This is a genomic window from Stenotrophomonas sp. PAMC25021 (assembly GCF_004795795.1).
Classification (GTDB): Bacteria; Pseudomonadota; Gammaproteobacteria; order Xanthomonadales; family Xanthomonadaceae; genus Stenotrophomonas; species Stenotrophomonas muris.
This window is the reverse complement of sequence record NZ_CP039255.1, coordinates 3435491-3451341: the sequence shown is the minus strand read 5'-3', so window position 1 is coordinate 3451341 and position 15851 is coordinate 3435491. Positions and strand designations below refer to the sequence as shown.

The 15851-nt window shown below is 65.2% G+C and carries 8 protein-coding genes; 7 read left to right on the top strand and 1 reads right to left on the bottom strand.

Annotated features, from left to right (window positions below):
• Positions 1-4 precede the first annotated feature (4 nt).
• From E5790_RS15945 to E5790_RS15915, 7 genes are all read left to right on the top strand, one after another.
• Positions 5-2794 (top strand): TonB-dependent receptor, encoded by a 2790-nt coding sequence (locus E5790_RS15945; RefSeq protein ID WP_111206022.1) that lies wholly within the window; start codon positions 5-7, stop codon positions 2792-2794.
• Between the two features lie 387 nt (positions 2795-3181).
• The gene (locus E5790_RS15940; protein WP_014647913.1) at positions 3182-6160 is read left to right on the top strand and encodes a TonB-dependent receptor; all 2979 of its coding nucleotides are present in this window, start codon (positions 3182-3184) and stop codon (positions 6158-6160) included.
• A gap of 94 nt (positions 6161-6254) precedes the next feature.
• On the top strand, positions 6255-8282 hold the full coding sequence (locus E5790_RS15935; RefSeq protein ID WP_111206023.1) for a prolyl oligopeptidase family serine peptidase: 2028 nt from the start codon (positions 6255-6257) through the stop codon (positions 8280-8282).
• A 172-nt stretch (positions 8283-8454) separates the two neighbouring features.
• A complete protein-coding gene (locus tag E5790_RS15930) occupies positions 8455-10557 on the top strand; it encodes a M13-type metalloendopeptidase (protein WP_111206024.1) in 2103 nt (700 codons plus the stop codon).
• Between the two features lie 215 nt (positions 10558-10772).
• The gene (locus E5790_RS15925) at positions 10773-12779 is read left to right on the top strand and encodes a M13 family metallopeptidase (protein ID WP_111206025.1); all 2007 of its coding nucleotides are present in this window, start codon (positions 10773-10775) and stop codon (positions 12777-12779) included.
• A 124-nt stretch (positions 12780-12903) separates the two neighbouring features.
• Entirely contained in the window at positions 12904-13398 is a 495-nt protein-coding gene (locus E5790_RS15920; RefSeq protein ID WP_014647917.1) for a VOC family protein, read from the top strand.
• A 76-nt stretch (positions 13399-13474) separates the two neighbouring features.
• A complete protein-coding gene (locus tag E5790_RS15915; protein ID WP_111206026.1) occupies positions 13475-15058 on the top strand; it encodes an NAD(P)/FAD-dependent oxidoreductase in 1584 nt (527 codons plus the stop codon).
• A 50-nt stretch (positions 15059-15108) separates the two neighbouring features.
• On the opposite strand, the gene E5790_RS15910 is transcribed toward E5790_RS15915, so the two are convergent.
• Positions 15109-15780 carry a rhomboid family intramembrane serine protease gene (locus E5790_RS15910; RefSeq protein WP_014647919.1) on the bottom strand — a complete coding sequence of 224 codons (672 nt, stop codon included), beginning with the start codon at positions 15778-15780 and terminating at the stop codon, positions 15109-15111.
• Positions 15781-15851 lie beyond the last annotated feature (71 nt).

The following is a 15851-nucleotide window of genomic DNA, read 5'->3' as shown; positions in this document are numbered from 1 at the left end:
TTACATGAAACACGTCAGCAATACCGCACGTCGCAACACGCTCGCCGTCGCCCTGATGTCCGCTCTGATGGCCGCCGCCCCGGCAATGGCCCAGGACAAGGCGACCAACCTGGACAAGATCACCGTCACCGGTTCGCTGATCCCGCAGACCCAGGTCGAAACCCAGACCCCGGTGATGTCCATCACCGCCGAAGACATCCAGACCCGCGGCTTCAGCAGCGTTGCTGAAGTTCTGCAGCAGTCGTCGCTGACCACCGGCGGCCTGCAGGGTGGACAGACCTCGGGTGCGTTCACCCAGGGCGCCGAAGCCGCCGGCATGTTCGGCCTGAACCCGGGCTACACCAAGTACCTGATCAACGGCCGCCCGATGCTCTCGTATCCGGCGCTGTACAACGGCAGCGAGTCGTTCAACAACATCAGCGGCATTCCGATCGACATCGTCGAGCGCATCGAGGTCCTGCCGGGCGGCCAGTCGTCGCTGTACGGCTCGGACGCGATCGCCGGCGTGGTCAACATCATCCTGAAGGAACGCATGGACGGCGGCACGATGTCGATCCGTGGCGGCACCTACACCGAAGGTGGTGGCAGCAACATCCGCTTCAGCGCCGCCAAGGGCTTCAACGCATTCGACGACCGCTTCCACGCGCTGGTCAACGTGCAGATCGAAAACGGCAGCCCGATCTGGGGCTACCAGCGTGACATCACCAAGCAGAACAACCCGGTCGGCTATACCGCACAGCTGCCGTCGAACGACTTTGCCGTCATCGGCAACGCCGACAACAAGCTGTACATGATGGACCCGACCCGCTGCGCCAACGTCGCAGGCCTGTACGACGGCACCACCACCGTCGGCAAGCGTGCATCGGGCGAATCGTGCGGCTCGGTGTACAGCGCCGGCTACAAGACCCTGAAGAACGGCAAGAACAGCGGCCAGTTCTACTCGTCGATGACCTTCGACGTGAACGACAACTTCCAGCTGTTCGCCGATGTGCTGTACAGCAAGGAAAAGACCGAGTTCACCTCCGGCTCCAGCGCCCTGTGGTGGGGCACCAAGTCGGTGATGGGCGGCTTCTACGACCAGGGCCTGGGCAAGGTCGTGAACCTGCAGCGCGCCTTCGCACCGGAAGAAATCGGCCCGGGCCACTACAACAACATCCTGAACTCCGATGAGAGCCGTTCCTACCAGGTCACCCTGGGTGGCAAGGGCATGGTCGGCGACTGGGACTACAGCGCCAGCTTCACCCGCGGCGAATACCGCCTGGACCAGAACCGCTTCGCGCGCTGGAAGGACAAGATCGAAGGCTTCTTCGGCGACACCGTGCTGGGCCCGCGCCTGGGTACCACCGCTGATGGCTTCGGCATCTACAACCCGGACTACGCCGCGTTCTACTCGCCGATCACCCCGGACCAGTTCGCCAGCTTCACCGGCTATGGCACCCACCGCAGCAAGACCTGGCAGAACCTGGGTCGCGTGCAGGTGACCAACGGGTCGCTGTTCTCCCTGCCGGGCGGCGACGCCGGCCTGGCCGTGGTGCTGGAAGGTGGCAGCGAAGGTTGGGATTACTCGCCCGACCAGGCCTTCGTCGATGGTAACGCCTGGGGCGCCACCGCCGTGGCCGGTGCCGGCCACCGCAGCAACTACGCGGTGACCAGCGAACTGCGCATGCCGGTGTTCGAGTCGCTGACCATCAGCGCCTCGGGCCGCTACGACGCCTTCAAGATCGCCGACAAGACCGTTGACAAGGCCACCTACAGCATCGGCCTGGAATACCGCCCGGTTGAGAGCCTGCTGCTGCGCGGCAAGTACGGCACCGCATTCCGTGCGCCGACCCTGTCCGATGCCTTCCAGGGCATGAGCGGCTCGTTCGCCTCCGGCCAGAACGACTACTACCGCTGCAGCCAGATGGGCTACGCGCTGCGTGACGAAGCCTGCTCGTTCTACAAGACCACCTCGGTGTACAGCGAAAAGTCCGGCAACCCGGACCTGAAGCCGATCACCGCCGACGTGTGGAGCGCGGGCGTGGTGTGGGCCCCGGTGAGCAACTTCTCGCTGTCGGTCGACTACTACAACTGGAAGATCAAGAACGAGGTCAAGACCCTGAGCACCGACCAGCTGCTGCTGGCCGAGTACCAGTGCCGCAACGGCCTGCCGAACAACACCTCGGCCAGCTGCCAGAACGTGACCGACTGGGTGTCCCGCGACGCCGGTGGCAACCTGGCCCGCGTGTACACCCCGAAGCTCAACGTGGCCAGCCAGAACCTGGAAGCGGTGACCGTCGGCGCCAAGTACCAGCAGGACCTGGGCCGCTTCGGTTCGCTGATGTTCTCGGGCAACTACACCAACATGCTGAAGCGTGAAGTGGTGCCGCTGCCGGGCGCACAGAAGCTGGATCTGCTGAGCGATCCGTACAACATGTGGTACTACGACAACTTCGCCAAGGTGCGCGGCGATGTGTCGGTGGGCTGGGCCATCTCCAAGTTCACCACCACCCTGTACGCCAACTACGTCGGCAGCACCCCGAACTACCTGGCCTACACCGGCCGCAGCTATGACTACTTCCACTCCTCCGGCGCCAAGGCCGGCAAGTGGGGCTCGTACACCACCTACAACATGAGCCTGAACTACCAGGCGCAGGACGATCTGACCCTGTCGCTGATGGTCAACAACGTGTTCAACAAGCTGCCGGAAGGCCAGCGCTACAACTACCCGGGCAACGAATCGACCCCGTTCAACGACGGCTTCTACAGCGTCTACGGCCGTCAGATCTCGGCCCAGGTCAAGTACGACTTCTGATCCCGTCGTATTCCGGACTGCGTGTCTGGACCAGGCCCCGCTTCGGCGGGGCCTTTTTTTGTCCGTCGCACAGCACGGCCACATCCCGTTCACGGTTCAGACACGTTTGACATGAACCGAAACAAATCAATACATATCAATGAGATGAAGGAGAAATGGGCGCTCCTGTCACTGCAAGGCGCGCCCATCACCCACAGCTTCATGACTCCCTCGTGAACGTTTGACAGGCTCGGTTAATGTCGTGTTAATCTCGGGTCATCGGCACGTGAAGCCGGTACCAGCGCCGGGTGGCAGCACGCTGCCGACCCCGGGCAAGGGGCACACGGAGACGCCGACAAGGACCTGTCCCGGTGTACGACGCAATCATTCGATTCAAGGGGATTTCAGATGATCAATCGCAAGTCGCTCAGCAAGCACCCGCTGAGCTTCGCCCTCGCCTCCGCCGTGCTGCTCGCTGCGGCTGCCCCGGCGATCGCACAGGACGCCTCGGGCTCGACGCAGACCACCGAAGAGGCATCCAAGTCCAAGGCCACCAATCTGGATACGGTGACCGTCACCGGCTCGCGCATCAGCCGCGACGTGTTCAACTCGGTCTCGCCGGTGCAGGTCGTCACCCGTGAAGAAACCACCCTGGCCGGCTTCAACTCGACCACGGCGGCCCTGCAGAGCACCGCGGTCACCGCCGGTGCGGCGCAGATCAACAACGCCTATGGCGGCTACGTCACCGACGGTGGCCCGGGCGCCAACACCCTGGGCCTGCGCGGCCTCGGCCCGACCCGCACCCTGATCCTGCTCAATGGCCGCCGCGTGTCGCCGGCCGGTACCCGCGGCTCGGTGGGCTCGACCGACCTGAACGTGCTGCCGAACTCGATCGTCGACCGCGTCGAAATCCTGAAGGACGGTGCGTCCTCGATCTACGGCTCCGACGCCGTTGCCGGCGTAATCAACATCATCACCAAGAAGAAGGTCGATGGCGTCAGCTTCGAAGCACAGCACAACGCCACCGATGGCGGCGGCGGTGAAGAGCGCCGTTACTCCATCATGTTCGGTGCCACCGGCGAGCGCTCGCACTTCTCCGGCTCCTATGAGTACTACACCCGCAACGAGCTGACCCTGGCCGACCGCAGCTGGGCCGGTGGCTGCCCGACCGACATGTACCGCGACATCGACGCGGGCGACTATTGGGGCAGCGGCGACTTCATCGACCCGCTGACCGGCAAGCCGAAGTGCTGGTCGCTCGATGCCGGCGGCACCACGCTGAACACCATCGGCACCAACACCCGTACCGGTGTTGCGGCCCCGGGCGGCGCCGGCACCCGCTTCAACCGCTGGCGCCCGAATGCGGCCATCACCACCGGCCTGGTGGGCTACGAAGGCGTGGACCTGAACACCCGCGACACCTTCGATCCGGCCATGCGCAACCAGTCGCTGATCTCGCCGACCAAGACCCACACCCTGTACCTGCAGGGTGGCTTCGACCTCAACGCACTGGGCGATGCCGAGCTGTACTACGAGTTCCTGGGCAACAAGCGCAAGTCGACCCAGACCGGCTATCGCCAGCTGACCCTGGACTATGCCGTGGGCAGCCCGCTGATCCCGGCCAACCTGCGTGACAGCGTTGCCGGTGCTCCGACCGACCAGACCAGCGGCAAGAACCTGGGCGTGCGTGCGTTCATCGGTTTCGGCAACGACACCAACAAGCAGAACGTCGACTTCCTGCGCTTCAATGCCGGCCTGCGTGGCCACCTGAGCTCGGAGTGGAACTATGACTTCAACGTCATGCACTCGCGCAGCGACGCCGACTACACCTTCGAGAGCTTCCTGACCAGCCGCCTGCGCCAGAGCCTGGACGTGGTCTCCAACGGTGCCGGTGGCTATGTCTGCCGGGACGGTTCCAACGGCTGCATCGCCGCGCCGGCGCTGAACACCAACACCATCGGTGGCAAGCTGCCGCAGGACTGGAAGGACTGGGTGTTCGTGCCGGTCACCGGCAACACGCTGTACAAGGAAACGACGGTCAACTTCAACGTCAACGGCCCGCTGTTCGACATGCCGTACGGTTCGGCCGGTGGTGCATTCGGCGTCGAGTACCGCAAGGCACGCATCGACGACACCCCGTCGCCGTACTCGATCAATGCCGACCTGTACAACCTGACCAACGCCACTCCGACCCGCGGTTCGGACTCGGTGTTCGAAGCCTACGGCGAACTGGAACTGCCGCTGCTGTCCGGCGTCACCGCTGCCGAGGAACTGACGGTCAACCTGTCCGGCCGCTACACCGACTACAAGTCCTACGGCTCGGATGAGACCTACAAGATCGGCGCGCTGTGGACCCCGGTGAAGTGGCTGTCGTTCCGTGCGTCGTACGGCACCTCCTACCGCGCACCGGCGCTGTTCGAACAGTTCCTGGGCGGCACCACCGGCTTCCTGAGCAGCAGTGCCGACCCCTGCAACGAGTATGGTGATCGCAACCCGAGCTCGCCGCGTTACCAGAACTGCGCATCGCTGGGCCTGGCACCGGACTACCTGGCCACCCAGGGCGTGACCGTGGTCACCCAGGGTGGTGCCGAGGCCGGCCTGGAAGCCGAAACCTCCAAGGCCAAGACCCTGGGCGTGGTGATCCAGCCGGAATTCGGCAGCGGCTTCGGTGACCTGTCCTTCGCCGCCGACTACTTCGACATCGAAGTGAAGAACGGCGTCGACAGCGCGGGCGGCGCGAACATCCTGTCGCGCTGCTACGACAGCGGCAGTGCCGACTTCTCCTCCGGTTCGGGTCTGTGCCGCCTGGTGGCCCGCAACCCGGTCAACAACCAACTGGTGGTGACCAACGGCTTCATCAACCTGTCCACCGACAAGGTCCGTGGCCTGGACTTCACCACCCGCTATGTCCGCGAAATCGGCCCGGGCACCCTGCGCACCACGCTGCAGTTCACCCACTACCTGGAACAGGCCAGCAAGGTCTTCTCCGACGATCCGCTGGTGGACTACAACGGCATGCTGTCGCGTCCGGAGAACACCGCCTCGCTGGACCTGAGCTACAAGTGGAAGAACTGGCAGGTGCGTTACGGCCTGGACTGGATCGACAAGATGGACAGCTACGCGTACTACGAGGAGCGCAACCCGGGTGACTTCGATCCGGCCACCTCGGCGTACAAGCTGTACACCCCGAACTACTTCCTGCAGGCCATCTCGGTGAAGTATGAAGCGGACAAGTGGTCGGTCACCGGTGGCGTGCGCAACTTCGCCGACCGCAAGCCGCCGACCATCTCGCAGGGTGTCTACAGCACCGTCGGCAACGCGCTGCTGTACAGCGGCTTCGACTACTTCGGTCGCAGCTACTTCCTGAACATCACGCGTTCGTTCTGATCCTGCTCCCTGCAACCGCCGCCCTTCGGGGCGGCGGTTCCATTTCAGGCACCGGATTCTCCGCAAGCCGGTGCCAACGCATTCCGAGGTTGCAATGAAGCGAGCCCTGCTGCTGGCGGCCCTGGCCAGCCTTTCACCGTTGCTGCACGCCAAGCCTGTGGCGCCCACCATCGAACAGATGGCCGCCTTCCCGGCCATCTCCAGCCTGTCGTTGTCACCAGACGGAAAACACATCGCCGGCCTTCGCGCCGATGGCGAGGAGCGCGTGATCGTGGTTTGGCGGACCGATGCACTGGACAAGCCACCCACGGTGATCGGCGCCAACCGCATGAAGTTCCAGAGCGTGTCGTTCATCAAGAACGGACAGCTGGCCGTCGTGCTGTGGCAACCCTACGACCTGCGCGCCGACCGGGTGACCAAGACCTTCGTCAGCAAGTTCTTCATCACCGACATCGAAGGCAAGCAGTGGAAGGAGCCGATCACGCCGCCGCGCGCCTCCAGTCGCAATGAAGAGCTCGAGCAGGCACTGGCCAACGCCACGGTGCTCGACACCCTGCCCAACGATCCCGACCACATCCTGGTGGTCAACGGTTCGGGCAGCAGTTCCGGTGACGTCTACAAGGTCGACCTGCGCAACTTCACCTCCCAGCGCATCCAGAAGACCGAAGAGCGCGTGGCGGGCTATCTCACCGACCTGGACAGTGAACTGCGGGCACGCCTGCGGCAGGACGTCGACGGTACCGGCGCCTACGTCGCCACCGAGTTCCGCTCGCCTGCCAACGGTGCCTGGGAGGAGCATTTCCGCTCCTACGTGAAGAACCGCGACGTTAACCAGGTGATCGGCTTTGCCGATGATCCGAACATCGCGTTCGTACTCAGCAATGTCGGCCGCGACAAATCAATCGTCTACGAGTACGACATCACGGCCCGCAAGCAGAAGGAAGTGCTGTTCGAGCACAAACTGTTCAACGCCGGCTCGATGCTGATCAACCGCCACCGGAGCGGTGCGGTACCCTTCGGCGAGATCATGGGAATCGGCTACGCCGGTCCGCGCGGCGACGACATCCAGTGGACCTCTCCGCGCATGAAGGCCCTGGACCAGGGGCTGCGCCAGGCGCTTGGCATCCGCCAGGAGCCGCTGGCGATGGTCGATACCGCGAACGGCCAGCGCTACACCGCCAACTACGATACAGGCCTGAGCTACCGCATCGTCGACTACACCGCCGATCTTTCCAATGTGCTGGTGGCTACCTCCGGCCCTTCCAACCCGCCCGAGTATCACCTGCTGCACGACGGCAAGCTGACCCTGCTGGCCAAGACCTATCCGCAGATCCAGCCAGCCGCGCTGGGCACCACCCGGCTGGTCTACTACAAGGCACGCGACGGGCTGGACATTCCGGCATTCCTGACCACGCCCAGCACCGAGCTGTGCGGTGCCGGCCCGTGGAAAGCCGTGGTGCATCCGCACGGCGGCCCGTGGGCGCGCGATGGCATGGACTTCGACGGCTCGATGTGGGTACCGCTGATGGCATCACGCTGCATGGCGGTCCTGCGCCCGCAGTTCCGCGGCTCGGCCGACTGGGGCCGCAAGCTGTGGATGGCCGGTGATGCCGAATGGGGCCAGAAGATGCAGGACGACAAGGACGATGGCGCGCAGTGGATGATCGACCAGAAGATCGCCCAGCCCGGCCACATCGCCATGTTCGGCTTCTCCTATGGCGGCTACTCGGCGTTCGCGGCTTCGGTGCGTCCCAATGGCCTGTACAAGTGCGCCATCGCCGGTGCCGGCGTTTCGGACATCAAGAAGATCTGGTCGCGCTTCTATACCAACCCGTTCTTCCGCCAGGCCCAGGCGCCGACCGTGGCCGGCCTCAACCCGGTCGACAAGGCCGGTGAAATGAAGATTCCATTGATGGTCTACCACGGTGACCGCGACCGCACGGTGCCGATCGAGCAGTCGGAGTGGTTCGTGAACAAGGCCAGGGGTTCGGGGCAGCCGGTCGAGTTCCACGCCATCGCCGACTACGCGCATGGTCCCGCCTGGACCCGCGCGATCATGGGTGACCAGCTCAGGCTGATCGACGACTACCTGGGCAAGGGCTGCGGCGGCGGCGGCCTGTAAGCCGCACCGCTTCCTGCAAGGGCGCCCACGGGGCGCCCTTGCACGTTCTGGCCCTTGCGCCCGGACATGACCTTCGACACCCTTGCAGGCCAGGCCGGCGGCGTATCGTTCGGCCCACGGCCGTACCTGCGGCTTCTCCCTGACTCACTCGGCCTGGAGGCCAAGAATAGTGATGACGCGCACTCCCAAGATCGTCCTGCTCAGCCTGGCCGTGTCGGCCGTGCTGGCCGGCTGCGGCAAGAACGAAACCCCGGCCAAGGATGCCGCGACCCCCGCCCCGGCCACCGCCGAAGCCACCACCTACAAGCTGGACGACAGCAAGCTGCCGGCCTACAACGCCTTCCAGCCGAGCGACCTGGACACCACCAAGGACGCGTGCACCGCCTTCGGCGACTACGTCAACAGCAAGTGGCTGGCCGCCAATGAAATCCCGGGCGACCGCACCAGCTGGGGCGCGTTCACCATCCTCGACGAACGTTCGGTGGCCGTGCAGCACCAGCTGGCCGAACAGGTTGCGCAGGTCAAGAATCCGAACCACATCGAGAAGATCGTCGGCGACCTGTGGGCCACCGGCATGGACGAAGCCAAGATCAACGCCCAGGGCATCGAGCCGCTGAAGGCCGACCTGGCTGCGATCGACGGCCTGCAGGACAAGGCGGCCATCGCCAACTACCTGCGCACCAGCGCCGCCAAGGGTGACAACCTCCTGTTCGGCTTCGGCGCTGAAGCCGACTTCAAGAACTCCGGCGTGAACATGGCCTATGCCAGCCAGGGCGGCCTGGGCCTGCCGGATACCACCTACTACACCGATGCCAAGAACGCCGACAAGCTGAAGGCCTATCAGGCGCATGTCGCCAAGGTGCTGGAGCTGTCCGGCGTGGCCGCGGCCGATGCAGCCAAGCAGGCCGAGGACGTGGTCAAGTTCGAAACCCGCCTGGCCAATGCCTCCAAGTCGCGCGTGGAGCTGTCGCGCAACGTCGAGCTGTACTACAACCCGGTCACCCTGGCCGACGCCGACAAGCTGACCCCGAACTTCAGCTGGACCGAGTTCTTCAAGTCGCAGGGCGTGGCCGCGCCGGAGAAGTTCTCGCTGGCCATGCCGGCCTTCCATGAGGAAGTGAGCAAGTCGCTGGCCGACACCGATCCGTCGGTGTGGCGCGCCTACCTGCGCTTCCACACCGTGGACAGCGCCTCGCCGTACCTGGCCGATGCCTTCGTGCAGGAGAACTACGAGTTCTACGGCAAGACCCTCAACGGCCAGAAGGAGCAGAAGCCGCGCTGGAAGCGTGTGCTGGGCACCATCGAAAACGATGCCGGTGAAGCCTTCGGCCAGCTGTACGTGAAGGTGGCCTTCTCGCCGGAAGCGAAGGCGAAGATGGAAGAACTGGTGAAGAACCTGGCCGCCTCGCTGAAGGACCGCATCCAGGGCCTGAGCTGGATGAGCGAGGAAACCAAGGCCAAGGCCATCGCCAAGTGGGAAACCTTCACCCCGAAGATCGGTTACCCGGACAAGTGGCGCGACTGGTCGGGCCTGCAGACCCAGCGCGACAGCTACCTGGGCAACGTGCGCGCGGCCAACGAGTTCAACTACAAGTTCAACCTGTCCAAGATCGGCAAGCCAGTGGACAAGACCGAGTGGGGCATGACCCCGCAGACCGTCAACGCCTACTACAACCCGCTGCAGAACGAGATCGTGTTCCCGGCCGCCATCCTGCAGCCGCCGTTCTTCGATCCGAAGGCCGACGACGCGCTGAACTACGGCGGCATCGGTGCGGTGATCGGCCATGAGATGACCCACGGTTACGACGACCAGGGCGCACGCTTCGGGCCGACCGGCAACATGGAAGACTGGTGGACCCCGGCCGACAAGAAGAACTTCGAAGGCCTCACCGGCAAGCTGGTCAAGCAGTTCGACCAGTACAAGGTCGACGGCCAGGCAGTGAACGGCCACCTGACCCTGGGCGAGAACATCGCCGACCTGGGCGGCCTGGCCACCGCCTACGACGCCCTGCAGAAGGCGACCGCCGGCAAGGAAGATGCGAAGGTCGACGGCTTCACCCGCGACCAGCGCTTCTTCTTCAACTGGGCCACCGTGTGGCGCACCAAGTACACCCCGGAAAACGCCAAGGTCCGCCTGGCCACCGACCCGCACGCCCCGGCGCAGTTCCGTGCCATGGGTGCGCCGTCGAACCTGCCGACCTTCGCTGCCGCGTTCCAGTGCAAGGCCGGTTCGCCGATGGCCCGCACCGGCGAGCAGCAGGTGGTGATCTGGTAAGCCACGGCTGACGCTGCGGCAGACCTGCAAAGGCCCGGGAATCCCGGGCCTTTGTTTTTCACAGCGCCCGTCATCCACGCATGGCTCAGGCCGTTGGTAGATGCCGACCCTGGTCGGCGCACGGCCCAGCGGCGCCACCGTGACGCGTGCATGCCGCGCCCATGCACAGCTTGCTATAGTGCGCGCGCCCTCAATCCATCACGGATTCGTTCCACATGCCCAATTTCCGTCCGCTTGCCATCGCCCTGGGCATCAGCCTGGCGACCCTGGTCCCGACCCACGATGCGTTCGCCGCCAAGAAGAAGGCCGCGCGCGCCCCGGCCGTCAGCGCCCAGTGCAGCGACTTCTACGACGCCACCAATGCAGGCTGGCTGAAGGCCAACCCGGTGCCGCAGACCGGTGCCACCACCGCGCTCGGCCAGCTGGTCGAGCGCAGCCGCCAGCAGCAGCGTGAACTGCTCGACGCAGCGATGAAGTCGCCGCAGGGCAACGTGCAGAAGCTGCTGGGCGACTTCTGGGCCAGCGGCCTGGACGAAGCCGCCGTGGAAGCGGACGGCTCCAACCCGATCGCGCCGCTGCTGACCCGCATCAACGCCATCAAGAAGGCCAAGGATGTGCCGGCCTCGATCGCCGCGCTGCACCAGGTGGGCATCCCGGTGGCCTTCAACTTCGGCCCGGACGTCGACCTGAAGGCACTGGACCGCCACATCGGTTACTTCATGCAGGGCGGCATGGGCCTGCCGGACCCGGCGTTCTATACCCGCACCGACGCCGATACCGTGGCGCTGATGGGGCGCTACCGCAACTACGTCAAGCAGATCCTGGCGCTGACCGGCACCCCGGCGGCCAGGCTCGATGCCGAATCGCAGTCGGTGATCGCGCTGGAGACCGAGCTGGCGCGCAATGCGCAATCGCTGGCCGGCATCAACAACCCGTTCAACAACTACGCGCCGATCTCCACCAAGGAGCTCAACAGCCGTTACCGCAACCTGCAGCTGGACGCGTTCCTGAAGGCACAGGGCGTGGACGACGACCTGGTCTCGCTGGCCGACCCGGGCCTGTTCAAGCAGCTCGATGGCATGGTCACCAAGCTCAAGCCGGACCAGTGGAAGGCCTACCTGCGCTGGCGCGTGGGCGACTCGATGGCACCGTACCTGTCCAAGGCCTACCGCGACGCGGAGTTTGAATTCCGTGGCCGCGTGCTGCGTGGCGAAACGCTGCCGCCGCAGCGCTGGGAAGACGTGCTGGAGGCGATCAACGTGGCCGCCGGCCCGATGGTCGGCCGCGAATACGCGGCCCGTTACCTGTCGGCCGAAGACCGTCGCCAGGCGGCGTGGATCGTCGACAAGCTGCGCGAAGTGCAGATCGAGGCGGTCAAGAACAACAGCTGGATGAGCGCCGAAGCCAAGACCGAAGCGCAGGCCAAGCTGGCTGCGCTGAAGATCGAGATCGGCACCCCGTTGCGCGACCTCGACTACAGCGTGCAGCCGATGGGCCGCGGTTCGTTCGGCGGCAACATGCTGATCGCGTCGACCTGGCGCCACCGCGAGGAAATGAAGCGCATCGGCAAGGGCAACGCCGACCGCCGCTGGGACGTGCTGCCGCAGCAGCCGTCGCTGGCCTACGACCTGGCACAGAACCGCCTGATCGTTACCGCGGCGATCCTGCAGGGCCCGGTGTTCAATGCCAAGGCCGACGCCGCCGACAAGTTCGGCAGCTTCGGTGGCCTGGTCGGCCATGAGCTGACCCGTGCGATCGACGCCAAGGGTGCACTGGTCGACGCCAAGGGCGAACTGCGCAGCTGGTGGACCCCGGCCGACAAGACCGCCTGGACCCTGCTTGGCAACCGCGTGGCCGCGCAGTACAGCGCCTACGATTTCCCGGGCGTGAAGGGTGCCAAGGTCAACGGCACGCTCACCCAGGAAGAGAACCTGGCCGACATCGCCGGTCTGGAACTGGCCTGGGCGGCCTATACCGCGCAGGAGCCGAAGGCCAAGCCGGCACAGCAGCAGGGCTTCTTCCGCGCCTGGTCGGCGTTGTGGGCACAGCAGCTGTCGCCGAACGAGGCCGTGCGCCGCCTGACCGCCGACATCCGCGCGCCGGGCCTGTGGCGCAGCAACGGCACGCTGGCCAACCTGCCGGCATTCGGTTCCACCTTCAGCTGCAAGGCCGGCCAGCCGATGCAGCGCAGCGAAGCCGACCAGATCAAGGTCTGGCGCTGAGCCACGCGCACTACCCGTAGTACAGGGGGCGCCTTCGGGCGCCCTTTTTTTGCGGGTGCAGCACGATCCCGGGTTAACACCGCGCGTGCTATCGCTGCGGCTTCGTCCATCGCGGAGCCCCGACATGGCACACAAGAACACGATCTGCCTCTGGTACGACAACGGCGCGCTCGAGGCCGCCACCTTCTACGCCAGCATCCTGCCCGACAGCGCGGTGATCGCCGTGCATCACGCCCCCGGCGACTTTCCGGATGGCAAGGAAGGCAACGTGCTGACGGTCGAGTTCACCGTCTGCGGCATTCCCTGCGTCGGCCTCAACGGCGGCACCGCGTTCAAGCACAGTGAAGCGTTTTCCTTCCAGATCCAGACCGAGGACCAGGCCGAGACCGACCGCCTGTGGGATGCGATCGTCGGCAACGGTGGACAGGAAAGCCAATGCGGCTGGTGCAAGGATCGCTGGGGCATCTCCTGGCAGATCAGCCCGCGCATGTTGATCGAAGCCGTGACCAGCAAGGACAAGGCATTGGCCAAGCGCGCCTTCAACGCGATGATGCCGATGAAGAAGATCGACATCGCCACCATCGAAGCGGCAATCAAAAAAGGGGACGGAGGGGATTAAGTCGTTTCTCCCCATGCCCCGTGTGCAGATGCAGATTGCGACTTAATCCCCTCCGTCCCCTTTTTGCGAGGTGTTGATGTCCTGGGATGCGATCGTCGTTGGTGGCGGCCACAACGGCCTGGTCTGCGCGGCCTATCTGGCGCGCGCTGGAAAGAAGGTGCTGGTGCTGGAACGTCGTGGCGTTCTCGGCGGTGCCGCAGTCACCGAGGAATTCCATCCCGGCTTCCGCAACTCGGTGGCGTCGTACACGGTGTCCCTGCTGCAGCCCAAGGTGATCGACGACCTGCAACTGCATGCGCATGGGCTGCGCATCATCAATCGCCCGGTCAACAACTTCCTGCCGATGGAGGATGGTCGTTACCTGCTGTCGGCACCGGGCCGCACCCAGGCAGAGGTCGCGAAGTTCTCCGAGCGGGATGCGCAGCGGCTTCCCGAATACGAAGCGCGCCTGGAGATCTTCGCCGATGTGCTGCGCGCGTGGGCCCTGCGCGCGCCACCGGATGCCGGCGTTGCCGGTGGTTGGCGCGCGTTGCCTGCGCTGTGGCAGATGGGTCGTCTTGGTCGTGAACTGGCCACGCTGGATGCCTCGCTGCGGCAGGAGCTGCTGGACCTGTTCACGCTGTCGGCAGCCGAGTATCTGGATCGCTGGTTCGAAAGCGAACCGATCAAGGCGCTGTTCGGCTTCGATGGCATCGTCGGCAACTACGCAAGCCCCTATACACCGGGCAGTGCCTACGTACTGCTGCACCACGTATTCGGCCAGTGCAATGGCGTGAAGGGTGCGTGGGGCCATGCGATCGGCGGCATGGGCGCGATCAGCCAGGCGATTGCAGCCTCGGCACGCGAGGCCGGGGCGGAACTGCGCGTGGAGGCCGGCGTGCAGCGCGTGCGAATCGAACAGGGCCGCGCGGTGGGCGTCGAACTGGCCAACGGCGAGATCCTGCGCGCACGCACGGTGGTCGCCAACGTCAATCCGAAACTGCTGTACGAACAATTGCTGGAACCGGCACAGGTACCCAACGCGACACGCGAACGCATGGCGAACTGGCGCTGCGGTTCCGGCACGTTCCGGATGAACGTGGCGCTGTCGCGGCTGCCGGAGTTCCGCGCCCTGCCCGGGCCCGGCGATCACCTCGGCGCCGGCATCATCATGGCACCCAGCCTGGATTACATGGACCGCGCCTGGCTGGATGCGCGCCGCGACGGTTGGGCGCGCGAACCGATCGTGGAAATGCTGATTCCGAGCACGCTGGACGATTCGCTGGCGCCGCCCGGGCAGCACGTGGCCAGCCTGTTCTGCCAGCATGTGGCGCCGGTGTTGCCTGAAGGCCGCCATTGGGACGATCACCGGGAGACCGTGGCCGACCTGATGATCGCCACCGTCGAACGGCATGCGCCCGGCTTCACCGCCAGCGTGCTCGGTCGGCAGGTGCTGTCGCCGCTGGATCTGGAACGCACCTTCGGCCTGGTCGGCGGCGACATCTTCCACGGCGCACTGAGCGCCAACCAGCTGTTCTCGGCACGGCCGATGGTCGGCCAGGCCGGCTATCGTGGCGCCCTGCCCGGGCTGTACCTGTGCGGTTCGGGCACACACCCCGGCGGTGGCGTCACCGGTGCACCGGGGCACAACGCGGCGCAGGTGGTGTTGCAGGATCTGTAGAGGCGTGCCGACCAACGGTCGGCACCTGCAGCGTCAAATGATCCTTCGGATCATTTGACGCTGCGCAGATGGTTCGGGCGCTTCGGTGGGCCGGGCGGGCGGCGCTTGAACGGCGGCTGCCCGCGCCAGTAGCGGATCAGCAACCAGCCGAACAGCATGCCGCCGAGGTGCGCGAAGTGGGCCACGCCCGGCTGCCAGCCGGTCATGCCCAGCACCAGCTCGCCCACACCGAACAGGATCACGAAAGTGCGCGCCTTCATCGGGATCGGCGGGAACAGCAGCATCACCCGCTGGTTCGGGAACAGCATGCCGTAGGCCAGCAGCAGGCCGAACACGCCGCCGGAGGCGCCCAGCACCGTGGCAGGGTTTTCCAGCAGCGTACCCACCAGCAGCTGGCAGACACCGGCACCGGCCACGCACACCAGGTAGTACAGCAGGAAGCGCTTCTCGCCCCAGGTCTGCTCCAACGGCGCGCCGAACATGAAGACCGCCAGCATGTTGAAGAACAGATGGCCGAAGCTGCCATGCAGGAAGCCGTAGGTCAGCAGCTGCCAGGGCTGGAAGTTGCCGCCCGGCGAGAACGCGTCGAAGCCCTGCTGCAACGGTTGCAGCATGAACGGCTCGAAGGTCTGCATGCCGAGCAGGAACGGCTGCTGCAGCAGGAACAGGATCGCGTTGGCGATCAGCAGGGCCTTGGTGACGGTTGGCAGTCGCGGGAACATGGGAGCACCGGCATGGAACGGCCTCCATCATAGCCGCAGCATCGTGTCTTGTTGGCGACCCGCAGGTCCGG